Source organism: Dyadobacter sp. BE31 (assembly GCF_031457695.1).
Classification (GTDB): Bacteria; Bacteroidota; Bacteroidia; order Cytophagales; family Spirosomataceae; genus Dyadobacter.
Window position 1 is genome coordinate 1381927 of sequence record NZ_JAVDXA010000002.1, and the last position, 22072, is coordinate 1403998.

Below are 22072 nucleotides of genomic sequence, written 5' to 3' on the forward strand. Positions count from 1 at the left end.
TCAGGAGTGATTGGTGACAATAAAATTTTCGATTACCTTTTTATTATAACCCTTGTACCCGCCTTGGAAATCCCGGCCCGCAATGGCGACAAAATCGGCCATCCGTTGGGAATTGAGCTGTTCCAGCAAGGTTTGATAATCACCATCATATTTAATAAAATAACCTGAATAAACCGTCACATCCGGATTTTCATACAAGATGAAATTCGGTTCGCGGTTCATCGGCGAGAAAATAATCTTCTTGCCAAATGCATTATCCAGTCCCTGCGCCCGGCCGAATGCGTACCATGCCACCGCGTTTGGCTTCCCGTTATCACGACGATCCAGTTCGGATTTTACTTTAAGCAGGTAGGAATATGTTTGGGGAAAATCATTTTTGAGAGTCTCTTCCGGGATAATACGCTGTTTATCAGACTCGTCTTTTTGGTAGGGAAATAAAATATATTCCGTAACCGCATCGTCCGCACTTTTCAACTTGGAGCCTTTGATGATCGGTTTAAGTACGTCCTTTTCAAGATGCGTGAAGAAGCCGTTTTTGTTTTTGGCATACACCAAACCATTCTTTTCGCTGATAATCTGGAAGAGATAGCAACCATCCGCGAGTGTTGTCAATCCAACGGAAATTTTACAAATGTCACCGAGGCGCCGTCCTTCCTGTGCTGTCAGGGCTTGAACAGAAAGCTGCCAGGGAATGTCAATCTGCAATTCGGTGTGCGGAATATCGCGGCCTTCATATTCAAAACGATTATTCACGCAATGCTCGAACCGGAAATGGTCGGCAGGCTCACCGCCAAAAATCGTGATAGCAGGGTAGGTGGACGCCGCTCCAAAAACCGGAACTGTACGGTAATTAGTGATGTGGCGCAGGTTTCTTTTTTTATAGAAATACTTTCGCAGCGGCCCGCCCGATTCTGAGACCAGGTACGAATTGGGCGTGATCATCGCGCATATTCCATTATCAGCCAGCAGCTTGGCGGCTAGTTGAAAGAAAGCGATAAATGCGTCTGTCGATCCCGCGCTGCAAAATGAATAGTGCTTTTGGATATACTTCCGCTGAGCCTGAGGCAAATGCTGGATGCGGATATAAGGCGGATTACCCACGATCAGGTCAAATTTTTCCCTGGATCGCCATTGCTTCAATGCATCACATTTCCGCAAATTCCAGTTGACCTCGATACCCAATGGAGCTGTCAGTGCGTCCAGGTTTTCACGGCATTGCTGCAATGCTTTTTGATCGATATCCCAGCCATGCAGCTGTTGCAGTTTCCCGGCTATCTGATCAGCCGGAGTGTTGCGAATGATAAATTCCGCCATGGGAACCAGAAAGCGCCCATCGCCGCACGCCGGGTCGAGCATGCGTTTTTCGGTTAAATCGGTCTCATAAAAGCCGCAATGCCCCAGTATTTTGTCAACGATATGAAGAGGCGTGTAAACCTGGCCCAGCAATTTCTTGCGCGCATACGTGCGAGTTTGTGAAGCCATTTAGAAGTCGATCCCGCGTTTCTTATGGAGCATTTTGGTCACGAACTGTGATGGTGTCAGCACCCGGAGATTTTCGGCATAAGGCTCAAAATCCGACACATTGGTCGTGATCAGATAGTCGCACTGCTCTGCTGCTGCACATGCATACTGAAAGGAATCCTCAATGTCCTTGAAACCAGCGGTCAAACCTTTGGTGAATACCAATTTGTCTGAAACACTAATGTTTAAAAAGGAAAGATAAGCATCCAGTCGGGCACGTAATGCTGTGCCTTTAATCCCGTTTTTGTTCATGATATATGCAAAAGTATACAATGAACCGGGTGAAATGAAAACAGGAATCTGATCTTTTCGTGCTTTGAATAGAATGTAGGCGACTTCAAGTGGTTGACCGGTCTTCCTTTCCAGCGCATGATCGATCAATCCGTTGGTGTCGAGGAAAAGCCTCATAGGCCATATTTCTCAGCGTACCTCACCAGCCTGAGATCGTCGTCGGACATATTGCTTATCGGTGCCCTGGCCCATCCGATCATGAGAAAGGGCAATGATTGCCTGAATTCCTCTCGCTCGGTCAGTTCGGTTAATGGAGTTTGATGGTACGGAGCTTTGAAGTCTTCAAACTTCATGACAGGACCATCTTCGAGTTCGGGATATGGCTTCTGATTGTGATCTGTTTCGCGCATGCCTTGCGCTGAGTTCTTTGGATTTTCCATAGTTGACGAAAGTATTTGATAAAGAATACAACCAAAGTATTCATTTCAATTCACACAATCTGAATCCTTTTATCCTGCGGAGCGAATTAGTTACCACCGGCGGCGCGATGTCCGAAAACAGCACTTCGTAGGTCGATTCGTTGAATGTAAAGGCGGTGCCATCGGCCCGGGTGCGCTTTGTACCGGCACGGAACAGTGTTCCGGTCCTGCCATTTTCCAATGCCTGCTTGTCAATAAAACCGAGCAATGAAGCAATGGTGCCGTCGGTTTCGGATTGGTGGAAGGAGATGCAGAAGTAATGCGAGGTCTTGGAGCCGGGTTTGTGAAGTTGCGAAGAGGGTATGTTCAAAACATAGTCGCCAGCGAGAATGCCGGAACGGCGCTTCATAGATTTGATGTCGACGGCGAAATCTTCGGTGTCGGAGCGGATGAGGAAATCTTGGCCCCAGTCCTGGCCGTCGGTGGCGCCGAAGGAGCGGGTAGGGCGGGGAAGGTGGTAGCAGTCCGCGAATACGACTTCCCCGAGCGTACCTGTGAAGCGCATCATACGCGTCTGCGCGAGGCGGTCTTCATTTTTATCCCAAATGTTCGAGATGTGATGATGAATTATCGAGTGGTTCACCAGCTGACGGGCAAAAAGCTTCTGCTCGTCGCTGACGGAGATTTGAATATACGTGCCGTTGTTCAGAACAATTTGCTCCATGCAAACCTGATGGCTAGCAGAGTGAGTACAAAACCGATTAAAATGACCGAAAATGGAACGTAAGTGAATGCTACTAAGTGGATTCTGTCGAAAAACCACATTACACCGATGAGCGCGGCGATTAAGGTAAGAAATCCTGAAATTTTCCCAAAACCGGGAATCAGGGAGAATGGGATCTTGCTTTTAATCAACATGAGGGTAATTGCCATGGAAATGATGGGCAAATACTGCAAAACGATGTTGGCTTGCCAAATGCTCTGGCGCTCGAAGAGGAAAAGGTAAATGTTGAGGGTAACTGCGAAAATGCCGGGAATGCAAACGGCATAAACAAGAATCGCATAAACGATGCCCCAGAATTGAATGTCCCGGCTCCCATCCGCCGCCATCCCCACCACCCAAGCCGTAAAGGGCAATATCAAAAAGTAAACTACCGCAGGCCACGGATTGGATGAAATAGAGGCGAAGAATTGTTGTAGCGTCATTTTTTTGAAAGGGAGAATGGAGGAAAGGGGGGAAAGGGAGGAAGGGGAGAAAAGGGAGATTTTCCGTCCTCCCTTTCCTCCATCCTCCTTCCTCCCTTCAATTAAAGCCCAAGCAAAAAACCGATCGTAAAATTAGCGTCCCAGTCGAATACGAATTGCTGGCAGCCGGTGGCGTCGGTTACGGCTTTATAAATGTTAACTCCGGCTTTGGATTTGGCATTGGTCAGTTTGGTGTAAGCCAGCGGAGCGCTCAATGTAGTGTAGCGTTCCTTGCCTTTGCGAACTTCCTTGGCCATTTCGAAAGGTACCCCGCCGATGATGAAGCATGTATTACGCAGGTTAGCAGGTACTTGCTTCGCTTTGGCGCTCACCTCCTGGTATACTTTCGAATCGTCGGTGCCGTCCTGGAAGTATTTGGCTCCATAGGATTCCAAGGCAGAGATTTTACCACCGCTGATCCACGAAATCTTGGTGTTGCCCGATCCAATATCCACCACGAATGCCTTGTCCGCATATTCGGCAGGTAATACGGATTTAAGTGCCAGCTGGCCTTCCTGTTCCGGAGTAACCTGGTTTACAACATAGCCCAGTGACTTCAAAACGCGGGTGATCTTAGTAGTTACCTCCGCTTTTGCAGCACCTGAGCTCACCACGAAATGAATGTCCTTGCTGCCCACTCCGTAATCGAGCATGGTACCTATATACTTTTTAAGGCCAATGCGCACATCCTCGTCGGTCGCCATATTTTCGGTTACCAGGCTGTTGCCAAACTCCGATTTTTCAAGTTTCCAGCGTTTTTCCTTATCAACAGTGATGATAAATGAGTTGAAACCGCTTGCACCAAGTTCCACAACGCCCCGGAGTTTTCCGTCCACAGGCGCGGGTGGCGTGTAGGTGAATGCCGCGCTCTCGCCCGAGGCCGTGGCTTCGCTGTTCGATGAAGTCCCCGGATCCGACGCCGTGCTTTCAGCCTCGCCGGTGGTGGCTTCTGTCTGAGGGGTTTGCGCCTGATCTTCGGCCATTTGGTTGAGGGCTTTTTGTCCGCCCAGGTACTTGTACCCGACGAAAATAGCCCCCAAAATGAGCGCGGTGATGATCAACCGGCCGGCAACTGTTAGTCTTTTCATGTAGTTACGATGTGTAAAATGAGAAATATGAAGCGAATAAATGAAGAATTATCAATCCAGTAAGCCTTTATAGCTCGAATCTTTCGGCGTATCTATCGAACGGGTAGCCGGCGCTGGCGAATCCAATTGGATCAGTTTGAACTGGCCCGAGTTGTAAGCTTCCAGCATGGCCTGGCCTTTATCGGAAAGCAGTCCGTTCTGCACATCCACGCCATTGATAAAATCCAGAGACAAATCCATCGCACGTTTCATTTCGCCCAGTTTCTGGCTCATATCGTCCTGAATGTATTCCATCGACTCGTCGAAATAGAACTTTTTATCAGGATTACCCTTGAAAATACTGATTGCCGTACGCAATGCATTGGAGCTCTCCTTTACAATTCTATATTCCGCCTCTTTGAGTTTAACCTTTATTTCTGTCTCTTTAATAATGTAATCTGCGCTCTTGTTTACTTTTTCCATAAATTCCAGCACAGTCTTCATATTCCGCTGCAATGGGAGCAGCTTCTCATTCATTTCCTGCAAACCGGCGCCTTCAATCGTTGCGAGCGATGCGGTTTCCTTCATGCCAGGGCGGTCCAGCATGGTGCTTGCCTTGTTGGCTTCCGCGAACTTCTGCTTGATACGCTCGTTATTTTCGTTGATATTCTTGTTCAGCTTCACCAACTGGCCTGCCAGCGTGTTGATCTGCCCCTGCATTTTTTCCCGTTTCTCTTTCAAATCATCGACGTAAATCTTCATGATCGCGATCGGATCCAGCTTGATAATGAGCCCGGTAATACTTCGCATCAGCGATTTGAACAGAAAGAACGCCGCCGTGCGCACGTCTTTGCTCGTCAGCAGAAAAATCACCAGCGCCAGTATGGCCATCAGGAAGCCGAGGTACAGCGTGTTTTGAGTTACTTCGATCAGGAAAGCCGCGATTTTATTCCAGAAATAGAGCGCCACAGCCCCTACGCCTCCCAGGAAAAGGAGGGATGTAATGCCTTCCGGTCGGCTCCAATAGGACTTCTTGGAGTTATCCTCCTGCGAGCCGCCGATCTGGGTGAAATCTGGTGTTGCCATTGTGATTTAGTTGTCAGGTTTTATTGAAGATATTGGTTGATTTTCGCTAGGTCGGACTGGATCTGGTCTACAAAACTTACATAGGTGACCTCGAAGCTGTCCTTATTGGTATTGATTTTGGCCGTCTGCTCCGACACTTCGCCAGCAATTTGTCCCAAACGGTTCTTATTATCATCGATTTTCTTTTGTAAATCAACGATTTGCTGAGCATAGGCCGCATTCGTTTGTTCCAGTTTCTGATGCTCGTCCTGCAATGCGCCCACCCGTTCTTTAATTGCCTTTTCGACATCTTTCAGGAACGACTCGCGGTCTTTGACCAGGATAGTGAGATACTGATCGGCGGAAGTTTTGAGAACGGTGGTATCCTTTGCACCACCCATGGCCTTGAAGCTCGCCCAAGCTGCCTGGAACTGCTTTTCTTCACCCAAACCTAGCCCCTCCATGCTTTGAAGCGCCTGTTTGTATTCGAAATAATCGGGACCGGGCAGGTTGGCTTTTTCGAGGAGGTTGACAAAATGCTCTGTAAACTTCTTGTCAATCTGGCCTGTCCCTGCTGCATTCGTAACAGTTGCAGGTGCCGGTTTCGACGGTTCGGGAGCGGGGCTTGCGGCTGCCGGCTTGGGAGCTTGTGCCGCCGGTGCGGTTTCGTCGGCGTCTTTGATAAAAAAGCTGAGTATCTTTTTACCAATACCCGGTTCAGAGTCTGCCATAAGTGATAAAGTGTTAAGGTTCATTGTTTTTGTCGGATCAATATTACTAAAATTCGCAGGATTTCATAGGGGGCGATATTTACCAGTGGTATCCTGCGTGGATGAAGCCGCGGAAATTTTGGATGGGAAATTCCGGTAATCCTTGAAACCCGCTCGTTTTTTGTTGATGTTTGCCAAAAAACTAAGTCCTTATGCTCAAATTAGGTTTTAATAGTGCAATCCTGGCCGATTTCGGCTTTGAACACGTCGTTCAATTTGCTGGAAATAATGGCTTTTCATGTGTAGAAATGATGTGCTGGCCGGCCGATAATGCCGACAGCCGCCGGTACGCGGGCGTGACCCATATCGACGTCAACAACCTCACCGACCAGAAGGTATCGGCCATCAAGCACAATCTGAAAGACGCGGGGGTCTTCATTTCGGCACTGGGTTACTATCCCAATCCGCTCGATCCCGATCCGAACCGCTCGGAATACTATATAGAACACATTAAGCAGGTAATCCGCGGAGCTGCGAAGCTCGATATCCCTGTTGTAACCACTTTCATCGGCCGTGATCCTTCCAAAAGCATTAAAGATAACCTGGCCCGCTTCGCCGATGTATGGCCTGCGATCGTGAAAGTAGCCGAGGAAAACAACGTGAAAATCGGTATTGAAAACTGCCCCATGTTCTTCACCGACGATGAATGGCCGGGAGGGAAGAACCTCGCGATCAGCCCAGCTGTGTGGGACCGGATGTTCGAAATCATCCCGGATCCGTTGTTTGGCTTAAACTACGATCCGTCACACATGATCTGGCAGATGATGGACGAATTATTGCCAATTTATAATTATAAATCACGTTTGCACCACGTTCATTTGAAGGATGCGAAAGTTTATAAAAATAAATTAAACAATGTAGGAATTCTGGCTAATCCGTTGGAGTACCATTCACCCAAGCTTCCCGGCCTTGGAGATGTGAACTGGCGGGGCTTCTTCGCAGCCCTCACAGACGTGCGCTATCGCGGCCCCGTCGTGATTGAAGTAGAAGACAAGGCATATGAAGGCAATATTACGGATGTAAAAAGCGCCATTCTTACGAGCCGTAGCTACGTTAGTCAGTTTTTAGGGTAAATGGCTTGATTCCAAGAGTTTGTAAGTGGATCGATCTATATAGAGAAAGCAGGATATGCCTTCGGAGACTTAAACACCTTCACTTTGCAGTTGCATGCCTGAGGGCATGCAAACGTTAAGTAATTGCCGACGTCTCTACCAATGTTACGTCCCTGACGGCACTGGATTGTGGAAGAGCTTAATCGCGTAGCGATGTAATAGTTGGTAGCATCGATGATAGTTAATAGGTATCGAAAATGCCGTTAGGCATGTAACGACAAAGTTGGCGCAAATGCCGCACGGCTAACGATCTGTGCGGCATTTATACTTTAAAGGGTTTATATTTATAAATTTAATATTATTTACAAATATAAACATTCAGTTATGGCTTTTCCAGAAATCGTAACAGCGGCGTAATAAACCTGCTGAAATCCTCGATATGCGGTAAATGTCCGATATTATCGAGTTCTACCAGCTCACTATTAGGGATCTTTGCCTTAGTTTGTCTACCGAGTTCCGGATAATTTCCGAGCGTTTTTCGTACATTCTCAGGCGCCAGGTTCTTGCCTACGGCACTCCGGTCGCGCTGGCCGATGATGAGCAGTGTAGGCGCCTTAACCAAACCGAACTCGTAGCAAACGGGTTGGGTGTAGATCATATCGTAAGTCAATGCGCTGTTCCAGGCCACTCTGGGATAGTCCTTGCCGAGCGTCCAGCCGGCCAGCAGGTTTGCCCATTTGGTGTACGAGTCCTTCCATTTGCCGTCATAGTAGCTGTTCAGCTGGTAGTTTTTAATGGAATTGAAATCGCTTTTCAGTTCGCTCATATACCATTTGTTGACGGGCTGGAACGGCACCTTTACCTTGTAATCTTCGAGGCCGATCGGGTTTTCGAGGATAAATTTTTCAACCATTTCCGGATACATCAGTGTGAAACGCGTTGCCAGCATTCCACCCATCGAATGCCCGAGAACCGCTATTTTACCAATACCCAGCTTGTCGAGGATCTTTTTGGTGTTGGCAGCCAGGTCATGAAATGAGTACTGATAATGCATTGGTTTGGTCGATTTGCCAAAGCCGATCTGATCGGGTATGATCACCCGAAAACCCTTATCGGCGAGTGCCTTGGCCGTTTCCTCCCAATATGCCCCGTTGAAATTCTTCCCGTGCAGAAGCATGACCGCCCGCCCGTTCGCCTGCGCGGGCCGCACATCCATGTACGCCATACGAAGCTTTTCGCCCTGTGATTCCCATTCGAGGTAGTCGACGGGGAAAGGGTAGGTATATGCTTCCAGATTCATGTCCAGCGGCCGCAATGTGTCATTTTGTGCATTTACGGCGGTGAGGGATAGGAATAGCAGGCCAATGCCCAGGCTAAGTTTTTTCATAGGTTTTGCGCTTTAAAAACGAAAAGAGGATAACGTTACCGCTATCCTCTTTCAGCATTGAAAAATATGTACCAGTAGGTCTTAGTCGATCAGACGGGCTTTGGTCGATAAATAGGCCGTCAGCGTTGCCAGTACGCCTACGATCGCGAACGACCAACGGAGGTTGGCGAACTGCGCCACGATACCGATCAACGGCGGGCCGATCAGGAAGCCAATGAAGCTGATGGAAGATACCGCAGCCAGTGCCATTCCAGCCGACATGGTTTTAGAACGTCCGGTTGCGCTGTAAACCAGCGGAACAACCGATGATACACCAAAACCTACCAACAGAAAGCCCAATGTAGCAGTGATCAGCGTCGGGAATGCAACTGCGATAGCCAGGCCCGTACCCATTAATGTACCGCTCAATTGCAGCATTTTACGACGTCCGAGACGGTTGGCCAACCAGTCACCCGCAAAACGTCCGCCGGTCATGGTACCCATAAAAGCCACATAACCCAGGGTGGTCATCGAAGCCGGCACATGAACGGCCTCCTGAAAATAAACGCCGCTCCAATCGAACATGGCGCCTTCGCAGACCATCGCACAGAAGCCGATCAAACCAAGAATCAGAAGATCACGGTCGGGCTTTACGAACATCGGTTGGTCTTCGCCCGCCTCTTTCTCGGTATCAGGCATCGTATGCTTGTACGCCGTGAAAATGATCGCAAACGCGATCAACGCGATGACGATGAAGTGGATATGAGGAGGGATATGTACCGAAATGAACAGTGAACCGATCATCGCGCTCACGAAGCCTGCAAGGCTCCACAGGCCGTGAAAAGATGCCATAATGGATTTGCCATAAACCTGTTCTACCGCCACTGCCTGGGTATTGACGGCAATGTTGGTGAGGTTGCCCCACAGCCCGAATGCAAACAATGCAATGACGAGCTGCTCGGTGCGGGTTACGAAACCGATGAATGTCAGCGTGATAGCATAGAGAACAGCACCGATCAGCACCATTTTCTTGCTGCCGTAATGGGTTACCATCCAGCCTGAGATCGGAAGGCTGGCCATTAAGCCCAACGGGAGGGCCAAAAGCACAGTTCCAAGACCACCTTCTGTAAGGTGGAGCATGTTTTTAATGTCCGGGATACGGCTTGCCCAGGCGGCGAAGCTGAGTCCTTGTACGAAGAAGAAGGCCGCGACGGCCCATCTTAAATATCGTCTGGAATCGGAAGGAGCGAAAATCGAGTAATTCATGACGTGTGATTAGTAATATCTTTATATAATTTTTTTAATTTTTTCGATTTAAGGGTCAGAAGCTTAAAAATTGCATTATGTGCAGTTATAAACTTCTGGTAATGCAAATTTAACGCATCTGGCAATCATTTAATTCATGGGAATTGTATTTTTTAAATTAAATTAAAAAGTATGTGTTGTACAAAACTAAGAATCGTTGCATTTTACTGATTGCACGGCGTGGGAAGAGGTGGTTATAAGTAAAATAGTAGGCAAAACGGTGACTGTTTTTTAACTTCACCCAATCACCTAACCAACCCGTTCACTGCCTGATGCGCGTCATTTTCACTTCACTCCTTAGTTTAGTTGCATTACAAACCTGGTCACAAACCGTCCCGCAGGAGCGGCTCGATAAAATCAGCGCTACGTTTCCCGTCATTGAGAAGCTCTACCGCGATTATGCGGAGAAAAACCATTTCCCCGGGCTGGCCTTCGGGTTGGTAGTGGATGGCAAGCTGCTCGTTTCGGGTGGGCAGGGATTTTCGGAGATCGCAACTTCTACAAAAGCGACGCCCCAATCCCTTTTTCGCATTGCATCCATGTCCAAGAGCGTCACGGCGATGGGCATTCTGGCGCTGCGGAAGGAGGGGAAATTGAAGCTCGACGACCCCGCATACCTTTATATTCCCGAATTGAAAAACATGCCATCGCTGACGAAAGATGCGCCTGCGATTACCATCCGGCACCTGCTTACCCACATGGCCGGCTTTCCCGAGGACAACCCGTGGGGAGACCGCCAGCTCGATACGAAGGACGAGCAGCTGATCGCATTGATCTCCAAAGGCATTTCCTTCTCCAATGTGCCCGGTGTGACGTATGAATACAGTAATCTGGGCTTTGCGATGTTGGGCAAGATCATCTCCAATGTTTCGGGCAAACCTTATCAGCAGTACATTAATGAGGTTATTTTCAAACCGCTGGGCATGAACAACACGATTTGGGAATACACACTTGCCCCGAAAAACCTGTTGGCGCACGGTTACCGGTACGAAGATGATGTGTGGAAGGAAGAGGAACTCGAACACGACGGCACTTATGGCGCCATGGGCGGGTTAATAACTTCTATCGATGATTTCAGCAAATATGTAGCCTTCCATTTATCGGCGTGGCCGCCTTCTTCCGCCGCGGAAGGTGGCCCGGTACTTCGCAGCGATGTGCGGGAAATGCAAATGCCCTGGAATTTCAACAGCTTGAATGCCTCGTACAAGTACCCGGGCGGGCGCGCGTGTGCGATGGCCTCTGCTTACGGATACGGATTGCGTTGGAGCAAAGATTGTGAGGGTAGGACGGGGATCGGGCATACCGGTGGCTTGCCGGGATTTGGGAGCCAATGGCAGATTCTGCCCGAATACGGCATAGGGATTATCGCCCACGCGAACCGCACGTATGCGGGCATGGCCACAATCAATACGGCTGTTCTGGATACGGTAATCGCGTTGGCGGGGCTGAAACCCCTGACCGTTGCCGTATCGAACGTTTTAAAACAACGGAAAGACCAGCTCGTCAAACTCCTTCCGACCTGGCAGAATGCCGAACAGAGCGGCATTTTTGCAGAGAACTTTTTCCCCGACCGCTCCGTGTCGCACCGCCGCAGGGAGCTGGATGCGTTGCTTGCCAAAGCGGGAACTATTACGGGTTCAACGGAAATGGTGGCTGAAAATCAGCTGAGAGGCACATTTATGTTGAAAGGCACATCAGGCGACATCCGCGTGTATTTTACGCTCTCGCCCGAAAACCCCGCGCTGATACAGCAGCTCGATTTTTCAGCGGTGAAATAACGATTTTAATAAAAAATAAAGTCGGCATAGGGGGATCGAGGGGGCCGGTTGTCTCGGAAGAAACAACTTAGCGATTATGAAAAGGACTCTTTTATCACTCACCTTCATCTTGGGCCTTGGTGCTACTGTCAGCACGTTTGCGCAAGATAACCAAACGATCTTTCAAAGCCGGGGCATTTACCGCTCCGGTGGCTATGCGGCCATTTCAAATAAGTTTACGAAAATCAATGGCGATTACGCAAATATGGCCGAGCTGTACGGCGGCTGGTTCATTAATCAGCGGTTTCTGTTAGGGGTAGGAGCTTCCGCTACCACCAACTACATTCCGGTACCAGCTTTGGAACAGAATTTCCCCGCTCGTAAAATGACTTACCAATATGGTCAGTTCGGATTAATGACCGAGTATGTATTCGCATCGACGCGCAGGGTGCATGTCACGGCCAATTTGCTGACCGGCGCCGGTTTCACGCTGCAATACGATCGCCACGATGTAGACGACTGGGATTGGGACGATTGGGACGATCGCCACGACAACGACGATGCGAAATGCTTTTTCGTGATGGAACCGGGTGTGCAGGTGGAGTTTAATTTGTTGAAATGGATGCGGTTCAGTCCCGGTGTTTCCTACCGTAAAGCATTTAATGCAAAAGGCAATGGCCTTACCGACAGTGATTTGAGCAATGTTTCTTACAACCTGACCCTGAAATTCGGCCGGTTTTAAGCATTGGGGGGGATCAAATGCCGTTCACTAAGCGGTGTGGCATTTTATCCCCCTTTTTCCCGAACGGTCACCACTCTTCCAGGGCATTGCAGTAAGTTAATGGCTTGATAATCTTTGTTCAAGGGCAATAGGAACAGAAATAATGGAGTTATTAGGAGATTGCACAGGATTGGGAAACAAAACAAGAGGGATGATGCGTGTATCGGGATTCGTATTGATCGGGTGTTTAATGCTCGCTGTTTCTGCCGCCAGGGCACAGAATGTCTACGATGTGATCGTAGCGGGCCGTACGATCGGGTCTTTGAAGGTATTCGATGAAAAGGGCGTGGACAATACGGAAACGCACCGGATCGAGTCCGACTTTAAAGTGATGTTTTACAAAGGGTCATACTCGACCCAAACCAATTATGTACAGGGCAAGCTTGTCTCTGCCACCTGTGCGCACCACGTCAACGGTGATCTCAAAGAGAAAACGTTGACCAAAACCAGTTCCAAATCACTTTACGAAGTATTGTTCTCGGGAGAGGACGTGAGCGACAAGCCCAATGTGGTGGTGAATAAACCCATCATCAGCACTATTACCGGCCTGTATTACAAGGAGCCAGTCAATATCACGGAGGTCTATTCCGAACGCTATGGCAAGATGTGCAACATCCGGAAGCTCTCTGAGGGCCGGTACGGCGTAACGCTGCCGGATGGGAAGGAGGGGGTGTATTCCTACAAAAACGGCCTTTGCCGTGAGGTAAAGACCGATCTTGCAGGTTTTAAACTAAGAATTGTATTGAATGAGGGCAAAACTGCCCTGCGCTGACGCGGCTAGATAGCTTCCTGCTTCACATTTTTCAAATCAGAATTGTCGCGGATCTCTTCATTGGCTACTTTCACAAGCACATCGCCTTCTTTAACATCACCGAAAATCTCTGTTTTTTCAGTACTGCTGCTGCCTGTTTTCACGGGCACCCAAACCGCCCGCTTGTCTACCACCTTAATCACATAGGTACCTTGAGTAGAATTCAGCACGGCCGTTCTCGGAACGGCAAAAGTGTTCACATCGCCCGACAAGGGGATCGAAACTTCGGTAATCATACCAGGTAAAAGTTTTCTATCACTGTTAATCACATCCATTTCCGTGCGCTGCGAGCGTAAACGCGCATCCAGTGCGCCCGCAAGGCGGCTTACTTTGGCAGGGAAATTCTGGTTGGGAAGCGACTTCACTTTGAATGTAACCTGGCTTTGATTTTTGAGATAGCTGGTATATTGCTCGGGCACACTCACTACCAGACGTAGCTTACGTTGCTCTACCAACGTGAAAAGCGGGAACTCCGAGCCTTTGCCGGACGGCCCCACGTAGGCGCCCGTGCTCACATTACGTGCGGAGATGATCCCGCTGAATGGCGCCCGTATTTCGAGGTAGTTGCGGGTATCGGTGATTTCGCGGCTGGCAGAACGTGCAGCGTCCAGTTGAGCGAGGTCGGAGCGCTGTTTGGCAAGCGCTACATCCAGGTCGTTTTGCGAAACGGTACCCGGCGTTTTGCTCGTTTCGAGCAGACGTTCGTAATTGGCTTTGCTGGCCTGGTAAATGGCTTCGAACGATTTCAGGCGCGACTCGCTCGTGATGAGCTGAGAGGTAAGCTCAGGCGCTTCCATCGTAGCCAAAAGCTGGCCTTCGCGCACTTCGCTACCTACATCCACATGGAGTTTTTTGACAAAACTGCTCACTTTCGCGTAAATATCCACCTGCTGGTAGGCGATCAGCTCGCCGGGGATCTGGATATTCGATACGAGTTGCTCTTTTTTAAGCGGGAATGCATCCACCACGGCAGCGCCCGCACTCGCTTCGGCCGCCGCTTTCTTACTTTCCTCTTCTTCGGCCCGTGACGAACCGCAGCTTTGCAGGACCGTCGCTGCGCCTGCAACGAGTACGGTCATGGCGATTTGATGAATATGTCTCATAGTCGGATAGGTTCGATGTTGTGATTAACGGGTCATTGGAACATAATACTTGCTTTCTTCATCCTCCGGATCGAGGGAAACGCTTTGCGTCGACGCCTTGCCTTGTCCCCACGCAAATACGAGCGGGAGAATGAACAATGCAGCGAATGTGGAGGCGATCAGCCCGCCGATCACCGCACGGCCCAGCGGCGACGACTGATCACCTGCTTCGCCAAGCCCGCTCGCCATCGGGATCATCCCTACCACCATCGCGACGGCGGTCATCACGATAGGGCGGAGGCGGAGACCGGCCGATTCTTTCGCGGCTTCAATGGCATTGCCGCTGTGCTTGCGCAACTGCTCGGCATTGGTAATCAAAAGTACCGCATTCGAAATCGATACCCCCACGGACATAATAATGCCCATATAGCTTTGAAGGTTCAATGTAGAACCGGTTACCATCAGCAAGGCAAGCGAGCCGAGGATTACCGCCGGTACTGTCGCCAGTACGATCGCCGATACTTTAAACGACTGGAAGTTAGCCGCCAGCATCAGGAATATCACCACAATGGCAACTATGAGGCCGTTTTGAAGGCTGTCCAATGTGTCTGTCAATGTCTGGCTCAAACCTACCAGCTCAACGGTCAGCCCGCGCGGGAGTTCTCCGAGGGAGGCCAATGCTTTTCTCACGTCAGCCTGCGCTATGCCCAGGTCGGTATTGTTCAAATTAGCGGTGACCGAAAGTACAGGCATGGCGCCGAGGTTGTCGTTCTCGCCGTAGGTGGTATCGGGCGTAATGGTGGCGATATCACCCAGGACGGGACGATTACTGTTGCGAAGCAGGGGAATTTCACTCATTTCCTGCACGCTGTTCATTTTGCTTTCCGGAACTTGCACCTGCACGGAGTAGCTGAAACCTCCTTTTTCGTCAACCCAGATATTTTTGTCGGTGTAGCGTGACGAGGACGTCGAAGCGATCAGCGATCTCGAAACATCATTCATATCCACACCGAGCTGCGCGGCCCGCATCCGGTCGACTTCAATTTTAATGGCCGGGTATTTGTTGGATTGCCCCAGTTGAATATCCCGCAAATAGCTGATTTCCTTCAACTTCGCGATTACCTTCTGTGCATATTCTTCGTTCAGCTTTTTGCTTCTTCCCGACATCCGCACCTCGATGGGCGTAGGGGAGCCCTGGCTGAGGATTTTGTCGGTCAATTCAATCGGTTCGAAAGACATCGTCAGGTCCGGGATCGCCTGTTTTACCTCGCGCCGGATCTTTTCTTTCAATTCATCCAGGTTCGTGTGGAATTCTTCGTGCAAGCCCACCTGCAAAACCGCCTCCTGCGGGCCCGCCATAAAAAGGTAAATAGGGTTTACCGAAAATAATGCCGGGTGCTGGCCTACGTATGCCGATGTAACCGATACATTTTGCGGTCCCACGATTTTCTTAATAATATCGATCGTTTTCAACGTTTTTTCCTCCGTGCGCTCGATACGCGTACCTTCCGGTGCACGCAGCCGCACCTGGAACTGGCTGCCATTCACTTTGGGTAAAACATCCTTTCCAATATGGCTTAGCAAGAATGCGGCCAACGCCGTAGTGATGATCAGGTAGGCGACTACTATCGGCTTCCGGAGAGGCATTACCCGGTTGATGAACCGCATAAACCGCGCCCGAATGCGTTCGAATGCGCTGATTTTACCATTCTGATCGGCGTCGGCGCGGTGGACCAACGCTTCTTTCTGCGCGTCGGGGTCTTTGCTGAGGCCCGATGCGGCAAACTCTTCTGCGTCGGTCATTTCGGAACCGTCGGCCTTTTTGTGGTGCTTCACTTTCATGATCCAGTTGGCCATAACCGGCACAAATGTCTGCGCGAGGAAGTACGAAACGATCATACTGAAACCGATCGCCAACGCCAGCGGCAGGAACAGAGACCCCGGAATACCGCCCATCGTGAATGCAGGTGCAAATACGGCCAGGATACAGAAGAGGATCAGCAATTTGGGGAATGCGATTTCCTTACAGGCATCCCAAATGGCCAGCGACTTGGGTTTGCCCATGTCAAAGTGCTGGTGGATGTTCTCGATCGTGACCGTACTTTCATCCACAAGGATACCGATCGCGAGTGCCAGGCCGCTCAATGTCATAATATTAATCGTTTGTCCGAAGAGATTCAGGAACAAAACGCCGGCGATAATGGACGTCGGGATAGTTAGGATCACGATCAATGCACCCCGCGGGTCGCCGAGGAAGAGGAGCACCATAAGCCCCGTCAGGATAGCACCGATGGCGCCTTCCGTGAGCAAGCTCTTCACCGAGTTCATTACATAAGTCGACTGATCGAATTCATAGCTTATTTTGACATCTTCCGGCAATGTGCTCTGGATGCGCGGAATAGCCTTTTTTAGGTTTTGAACTACTTCCCAGGTGGAGGCATCGGCGCTTTTGGCAATACTCAGATATACCGAGCGCTTCCCGTTCACGAGTCCGTAACCGGAGGTAATGTCGGCACCGTCTTCTACCGTCGCCACATCCCGCAGGTAGAGGTTCTGCACACCGCCTTTGAAGAGCGGGATATCTTCAAATTCCTTCACGGTGTGAATGGTCGTGTTGGTGGGGGTAATGTAGTTCTTATCACCAATGCGTACGTTGCCCGAAGGCGCGGTCTGATTGTTCACCCGCAACGCTTCCACCAATTGGTCGGGTGTCAGGTTATGTGCACGCAGCAGCTCGGGATCGGCCTTAATCACGACCGTACGGATGTTGCCGCCGAACGGAGGCGCCGAAACAAGGCCCGGGATCGAGGTAAACGTCGAGCGAACGTAAACGTTCGCGAGGTCGAGCAGTTCGTTGTTGCTACGTTTTTCAGAGCTCAATACCAACTGGCCCACCGGCAATGTCGACGCATCGAAGCGGATAATGAACGGCGGGTTGGAGCCCGGCGGGAAAATGGCCTGCGCACGGTTGGTGAATGCACTCAGCTCTGCCGAGGCCTGCGCCATGTTGGTACCGGGGTAGAAGTTCACCTTCATCAGGGTTAGGCCCTGGACGTTCTTCGTTTCAATGCTTTTGATACCGTTTACATAGAGGAGGATGTTGATATATTGCTTGGCAAAGAAGGTCTCCATTTGGTCGGGCGTGTACCCCCCGAACGGGTGAGCGATGTACATCACCGGCAAATCCAGTTTCGGGAAAATATCGACCTTGATCTTCCGCACGGCATCGATACCAAAAAAGAATAAACCGGCGACTATCACCATGATGGTGATCGGTTTACGTAATGCAAAACGTATTAAATCCATGTTACTGAAATGTAAGATGTTACGGTACTGTATCGCTGCGCGATTTTTGTCATTTGTTGTCAGGTATTGTCAGGTGTGGTCAGGGATTGTCATTTGTGGTCAAGTATTGTCAGGTGTGGTCAGATCTTTTCAGGTGTGGTTGTGGTAATGCGTAATTGAGAGAAAATAAATCGTCATACACATGCCATTACCAATGCCGACTCCTGACCATTCATGACAAAACCTGACTACCCTTGACAATTCCTGACTACCCTTGACAATTCCTGACCATTCCTGACAACAAATGACCACCTCTGACTATTAACCTCACAAGGCTACTGGTTCAGAAATACGCCGATGTCGCCACTTGCCGCCGCTTTGAGCAGCACCGCCTGCCAGATATTCGTAGCGGCAATGTCCCGGCTGGTTTCAGCGCGGTTCAGGACGTAGAGGGCTTGCGTCATGTCCACGATATTGCTCAGGCCGTTTTTGTACAAAACACTTTTCTGCAAATAGGCATCGGAAGCCGATTGTACCTGCACGGGCGCCTCACGGTAATTGGCGATCGCATTGCTGATCTTCGTTTCCGAAAGAATGAGCTGGTTTTTCAGCTGCTGATCGGCCAGGTCGTATTCTTCTTTCAATGCATTGGAAACAAACTTCTGCGACATCACTTGCTGGCGAGTGCGCAGGACGCTGGTCATGTTCCAGGTAGCTCCGATACCGAGCAGGTAATTCGCCCTGACGGGCTTGATGCCTTCGAAATAATTATGGGTATAGGCAGTCTGGTCCTGGGCGTAGGTCGACGAGAAACCCGCGCCGCGTCCCTGAAACACTCCGAATAGTGAGAATGTCGGCATCCCCAGGGTGTGGAAGTACTTGGTCTGCTGCTCACTTACTGCGATGCGGTTTGCGTAGAACTTCAACAGCGGGTGGTTTTCGGTCTTATTTGCCGAATCGGCGATCGTGCGTGGTATGCGGGCGAGGAGCATGGTATCGAGCTGAAAACGCTGGTCGGTAATGCCCATGAGCTTCGCCAGTGTGTTGGCTTGTTCCTGTTCAAAATCTCTTGCCTGGGTAATGCTGATCTTCGCATTCGAAACTTCCGCATTGGCCAGGGAGGAGTCCACTCCGGGTATCAACCCGTTTTTGGCGCGGGTAACCACGACGGTCTTCAATGCATTGGCACGTTCCAGGTTGTTTTCCCAGGAGCGAATCAGGCGCTGGGCGGCAAGGAGGTTGAGATAAGCTGCTGCCACACGCACGCTGTGCTGAAACTGCTCCTGTTCGAGATCGGCCTGGTCACGGTTCACAACCTGCTGTGCCACATTGATACGCTCACGTGCGCGGCCGAATGCGAAGAAATCCCAGTTAATGTTCGTCAGGTACAGTGCCCCGAATGCCGAATTCCAGTTCTGCTGGGGCAACGGCAGCCCGGACGAGGCCACCGACAAGCCGAGGCCGTACAGCGGGCCGTTCTGGCCGTTGATCGTACCATAGTCCTGCTGGGCCGATACGTTGAGGTTGGGAAGATATTCTTTCTTGCTTTGAAGGACCGTCGCTTTGGAGGCGCTCAGGTAGTTATTCTTGGCTTTGATGCTTCCGTAGTTGGAGACTGCCGTTTCCACGGCTTGTTGTAAGGTAAGCGTTTGGGCACTCAGTTTTTCACCGGCTCCGACCAGCGAGAGGGTCAGAAACAGGGAGGGGAAATACTTCTTCGATGTCATTTGCATTCAGAATTATATGGCAACTGAACCGGGGCGTGTGTGTGGGGTCAAAAGACTGGATGCCATTGCGGTGGTCCGCCACTGCGGTGGTCCGCCACTGCGGTGGTCCGCCAGGCCCGTCGGATTGCTTCGCAAAGGTAGTCCGACGTCCTGTGGCAATGTTTATTACTTTCAAACAATATCTTATAAAATTCAAACATCCCTAGCGTTCGTGCACGCGGTAGGATTTGGGGGTAGTACCTATTTGTTTCTTGAAAAGGTTATTGAAATAGGCAGGATACTCAAAACCGAGGCAGAACGCGATCTCCGCGACGCTCCAGTTGGAATGCCGGAGCATTACCTTGGACTGCGCCAGTACGCGGTCGATAATGTGTTCGGTGGTAGTTTTTCCGGTGATTTCTTTCAGCGCCCTGTTGAGGTGGTTCACATGCACGCCGAGCCTGGTGGCGTAATCCTTGGCGGTTTTCAGTTTGAGCTTATGCTCAGGGGATTCGATCGGGAACTGGCGTTCGAGCAGCTCGTGAAATTGCGACGACAGCTTCGCTGAGCCATTCACATGCACATCGCTCACCTCCGAGGGCTGCATTTTCATGGCCTCGTGCGCGAGCACATTCACGTAGTTGCGCATGAGGTCGTACTTGTGCACGTAATTGGATTCGATATCCGCCTGCATTTTACCAAATATACTGAGCAGGTATTCCTGCTGCTCTTCATTGATAAAATAAACGGGAATAGAGTCCGTGCGCAGGATCGGGCAGTTGGAAACCGTCGCCGAACGGTTGATCGTGCTTAGGAACTGGTCGGTAAACAAACAGAAATAACCCGACTGCTCTTCCGACAGTGCCTGCCAGGAATAGGGCACATTACGGTTGAAGAAAACCAGCGCGTTGCGGTTGATTTCGATCTCCTGGTTGCCGTAGGTAATTTTCCCTTTTCCGAGAATGAGCGAGATCTTGTAGAAATCCCTTCTCGCATAGGACGTGTATTTGTTGCAGAACACACGGGAGAAGACGTTGAAATGACCTTCGTCCCCGGTCGTTTTGTCCGGACCTTTTAGCCCTTTCGCAGCGGGGTGCGTCTGGTAAAAATGCGCTACGGTCTCATTCGGTATCATGAGCTGAAATTATGAAATTCAAATATTGGCTACAAAGCCAGGGGGTTAAAAATTAATTAAATAGGAGAGACGCTTGGTATCGTCATAAATTTTCCCGGTTAAACCACTTTCAACGGGAAAAGCCGGTGCATAAGGCACCGGCTGGCAATGGGTAGCATTTGTTATAATTACATCGTACCGCAGATCCATTCTTCTTCCGGAACGGGCTTGATCGTATGCACACCATTACCTGTTTTGTAGTTGCGGGTCGAGATGAGCGGGTTGATCGCGTTCCGCTGGGTACGCTGGCGCGTGAAGATGACGAACCGCACTTCGCGGGGCGCATATTTGGGCGTCGGGTCGTTTTCGGGGCGCCCGACGTTCAGGGTAGCAAAGCGGGCGGCAAGCGCCGGAGCAGAGGATTCGACAACCAGCCTGGCCTTAGGCGCCGCCGCCGCTTTGTTGGGATGCTTGTAGTTGTGGCTCGAAATGCCGGGATCGGAAATACGGATGGGCTGCGAAGACGCCGCATTACCCAGGCCCGCGACGTACGCGAGCAATGCTACCAAAATGAGTGGTTTAGGATTCATTAGAAGGTTAATTAAGAAACAGGTTACTAGGACTTGTTTCAAAATTACCAGCAAGCTTTTTTACAATTCATATGCATTTCAAACATTGAATTATAAAATTCAACCATGTAGCAAATTATTTTTCAGCGCGTTAGCATTCTGATCGGAAAGAATTTAGTTTTTTAAAGGCGTAAAAATCGCTCGTTTAAAACAGACAAAAAAAGCCTAAAAAATTCCTAATTGCCTTAATTCGACCTTTTTAATAATTATTTGGATCGATTTTGGAATAAAAAAACGCCGGCCTCATGGAAGCCGGCGTTTTTGTGCAACTATACAATGGTTAATCTTGCGTCGGATAAACCTTATCCGGCGTATTATAATATTCAGCCATTTGCGCCGTATCCTTGGTCACACTGATAGTGGGGGTTTTGTAATTTCTCGGCGAGGTGAGCGGGTTGATTTCCACTCCTTCCGGCTTGTATTCGCGGGTTACCACGAGTGCAGCGGGCCGCGGCGCATACTTGGGCGTAGTGCTCGCGTACTTCGTCTGGTACTTGCCGAAGCGCTCGACGGTTCTCATGTTCGCAACGCGTATGGTTTTCTGATCCTTGCCGGCAGCTTTGGCTTGTGCTGCTTTGTTCGGATGCTTGTAGTTATAAACGGAAATTCCCGGATCTACAATCGACTGCGCACGAGCTGCGACGGTGAACAATCCGACAAATAATATGGCGATTAAAAATGTGGTTTTTTTCATATTGGTAATCGTTTATTCTGATTAATAACCCCCTTCCGGACCGCCTATGGGGGAGGGGGTTGAATTGAAATTACCAACAGAAAGAGGTATTGCCAAATGTTCTAATAACTTCAAAAATTGAGTTTTTTGAAGAAAAAGGGTGCTATTGCACGCCAATGTTAAGCGAAAATGA

The 22072-nt window shown here is 49.9% G+C and carries 20 protein-coding genes; 4 read left to right on the top strand and 16 right to left on the bottom strand.

Translation table 11 applies throughout. The features are described 5' to 3' along the window. From J2Y43_RS14445 to J2Y43_RS14480, 8 genes are all read right to left on the bottom strand, one after another. Positions 1-1482 (bottom strand): Eco57I restriction-modification methylase domain-containing protein, encoded by a 1482-nt coding sequence (locus J2Y43_RS14445; RefSeq protein WP_309983743.1) that lies wholly within the window; start codon positions 1480-1482, stop codon positions 1-3. Then, positions 1483-1929 (bottom strand): PIN domain-containing protein, encoded by a 447-nt coding sequence (locus tag J2Y43_RS14450; RefSeq protein WP_309983746.1) that lies wholly within the window; start codon positions 1927-1929, stop codon positions 1483-1485. Beyond that, the gene (locus tag J2Y43_RS14455; protein WP_310226530.1) at positions 1926-2192 is read right to left on the bottom strand and encodes a hypothetical protein; all 267 of its coding nucleotides are present in this window, start codon (positions 2190-2192) and stop codon (positions 1926-1928) included. Before J2Y43_RS14455 ends, J2Y43_RS14450 begins: the two co-directional genes overlap by 4 nt. 40 nt (positions 2193-2232) lie before the next feature. After that, positions 2233-2895, bottom strand: a complete 663-nt coding sequence (locus tag J2Y43_RS14460) for a hypothetical protein (protein ID WP_309983750.1) — start codon at positions 2893-2895, stop codon at positions 2233-2235. Then, positions 2877-3377, bottom strand: coding sequence for a hypothetical protein (locus J2Y43_RS14465; protein ID WP_309983752.1), 501 nt, complete (start codon positions 3375-3377; stop codon positions 2877-2879). Before J2Y43_RS14465 ends, J2Y43_RS14460 begins: the two co-directional genes overlap by 19 nt. Before the next feature lie 101 nt (positions 3378-3478). Further along, positions 3479-4504: a hypothetical protein gene (locus J2Y43_RS14470; RefSeq protein ID WP_309983754.1), complete on the bottom strand. Its 1026-nt coding sequence runs from the start codon at positions 4502-4504 to the stop codon at positions 3479-3481. Positions 4505-4555: 51 nt separating this feature from the next. Next, positions 4556-5569 (bottom strand): hypothetical protein, encoded by a 1014-nt coding sequence (locus tag J2Y43_RS14475; RefSeq protein WP_223408969.1) that lies wholly within the window; start codon positions 5567-5569, stop codon positions 4556-4558. Between the two features lie 20 nt (positions 5570-5589). After that, positions 5590-6279 carry a hypothetical protein gene (locus J2Y43_RS14480; protein ID WP_309983756.1) on the bottom strand — a complete coding sequence of 230 codons (690 nt, stop codon included), beginning with the start codon at positions 6277-6279 and terminating at the stop codon, positions 5590-5592. A 191-nt stretch (positions 6280-6470) separates the two neighbouring features. Here J2Y43_RS14480 and J2Y43_RS14485 point away from each other — a divergent pair, with 191 nt between their 5' ends. Continuing rightward, the gene (locus J2Y43_RS14485; protein ID WP_309983758.1) at positions 6471-7391 is read left to right on the top strand and encodes a sugar phosphate isomerase/epimerase family protein; all 921 of its coding nucleotides are present in this window, start codon (positions 6471-6473) and stop codon (positions 7389-7391) included. 361 nt (positions 7392-7752) lie between these two features. Here J2Y43_RS14485 and J2Y43_RS14490 read toward each other — a convergent pair whose 3' ends face one another. Both J2Y43_RS14490 and J2Y43_RS14495 read right to left on the bottom strand, forming a co-directional pair. Further along, positions 7753-8757 carry an alpha/beta hydrolase gene (locus tag J2Y43_RS14490; RefSeq protein ID WP_309983761.1) on the bottom strand — a complete coding sequence of 335 codons (1005 nt, stop codon included), beginning with the start codon at positions 8755-8757 and terminating at the stop codon, positions 7753-7755. A gap of 81 nt (positions 8758-8838) precedes the next feature. Next, the gene (locus J2Y43_RS14495) at positions 8839-10002 is read right to left on the bottom strand and encodes an MFS transporter (RefSeq protein WP_309983763.1); all 1164 of its coding nucleotides are present in this window, start codon (positions 10000-10002) and stop codon (positions 8839-8841) included. 311 nt (positions 10003-10313) lie between these two features. Here J2Y43_RS14495 and J2Y43_RS14500 point away from each other — a divergent pair, with 311 nt between their 5' ends. The 3 genes from J2Y43_RS14500 (at position 10314) to J2Y43_RS14510 (ending at position 13351) form a co-directional block, all read left to right on the top strand. Continuing rightward, on the top strand, positions 10314-11819 hold the full coding sequence (locus J2Y43_RS14500; RefSeq protein WP_309983765.1) for a serine hydrolase domain-containing protein: 1506 nt from the start codon (positions 10314-10316) through the stop codon (positions 11817-11819). Between the two features lie 76 nt (positions 11820-11895). Continuing rightward, complete coding sequence (locus J2Y43_RS14505) at positions 11896-12540, top strand: hypothetical protein (protein WP_309983767.1); 645 nt, start codon at positions 11896-11898, stop codon at positions 12538-12540. Positions 12541-12730: 190 nt separating this feature from the next. Next, the gene (locus J2Y43_RS14510; protein WP_309983769.1) at positions 12731-13351 is read left to right on the top strand and encodes a DUF6134 family protein; all 621 of its coding nucleotides are present in this window, start codon (positions 12731-12733) and stop codon (positions 13349-13351) included. 5 nt (positions 13352-13356) lie between these two features. Here the strand turns inward: J2Y43_RS14510 and J2Y43_RS14515 are convergent, their stop codons facing one another. The 6 genes from J2Y43_RS14515 to J2Y43_RS14540 form a co-directional block, all read right to left on the bottom strand. Beyond that, a complete protein-coding gene (locus tag J2Y43_RS14515; protein ID WP_309983771.1) occupies positions 13357-14493 on the bottom strand; it encodes an efflux RND transporter periplasmic adaptor subunit in 1137 nt (378 codons plus the stop codon). A gap of 24 nt (positions 14494-14517) precedes the next feature. Further along, positions 14518-17778, bottom strand: coding sequence for an efflux RND transporter permease subunit (locus J2Y43_RS14520; protein WP_309983773.1), 3261 nt, complete (start codon positions 17776-17778; stop codon positions 14518-14520). Between the two features lie 314 nt (positions 17779-18092). Beyond that, positions 18093-19484 carry a TolC family protein gene (locus J2Y43_RS14525; RefSeq protein WP_309983775.1) on the bottom strand — a complete coding sequence of 464 codons (1392 nt, stop codon included), beginning with the start codon at positions 19482-19484 and terminating at the stop codon, positions 18093-18095. Between the two features lie 202 nt (positions 19485-19686). After that, positions 19687-20598, bottom strand: coding sequence for an AraC family transcriptional regulator (locus tag J2Y43_RS14530; protein WP_106598263.1), 912 nt, complete (start codon positions 20596-20598; stop codon positions 19687-19689). Between the two features lie 167 nt (positions 20599-20765). Continuing rightward, positions 20766-21167: a hypothetical protein gene (locus tag J2Y43_RS14535; RefSeq protein ID WP_309983777.1), complete on the bottom strand. Its 402-nt coding sequence runs from the start codon at positions 21165-21167 to the stop codon at positions 20766-20768. Positions 21168-21486: 319 nt separating this feature from the next. Beyond that, the gene (locus J2Y43_RS14540; protein ID WP_309983779.1) at positions 21487-21900 is read right to left on the bottom strand and encodes a hypothetical protein; all 414 of its coding nucleotides are present in this window, start codon (positions 21898-21900) and stop codon (positions 21487-21489) included. Between the last annotated feature and the right edge of the window lie 172 nt (positions 21901-22072).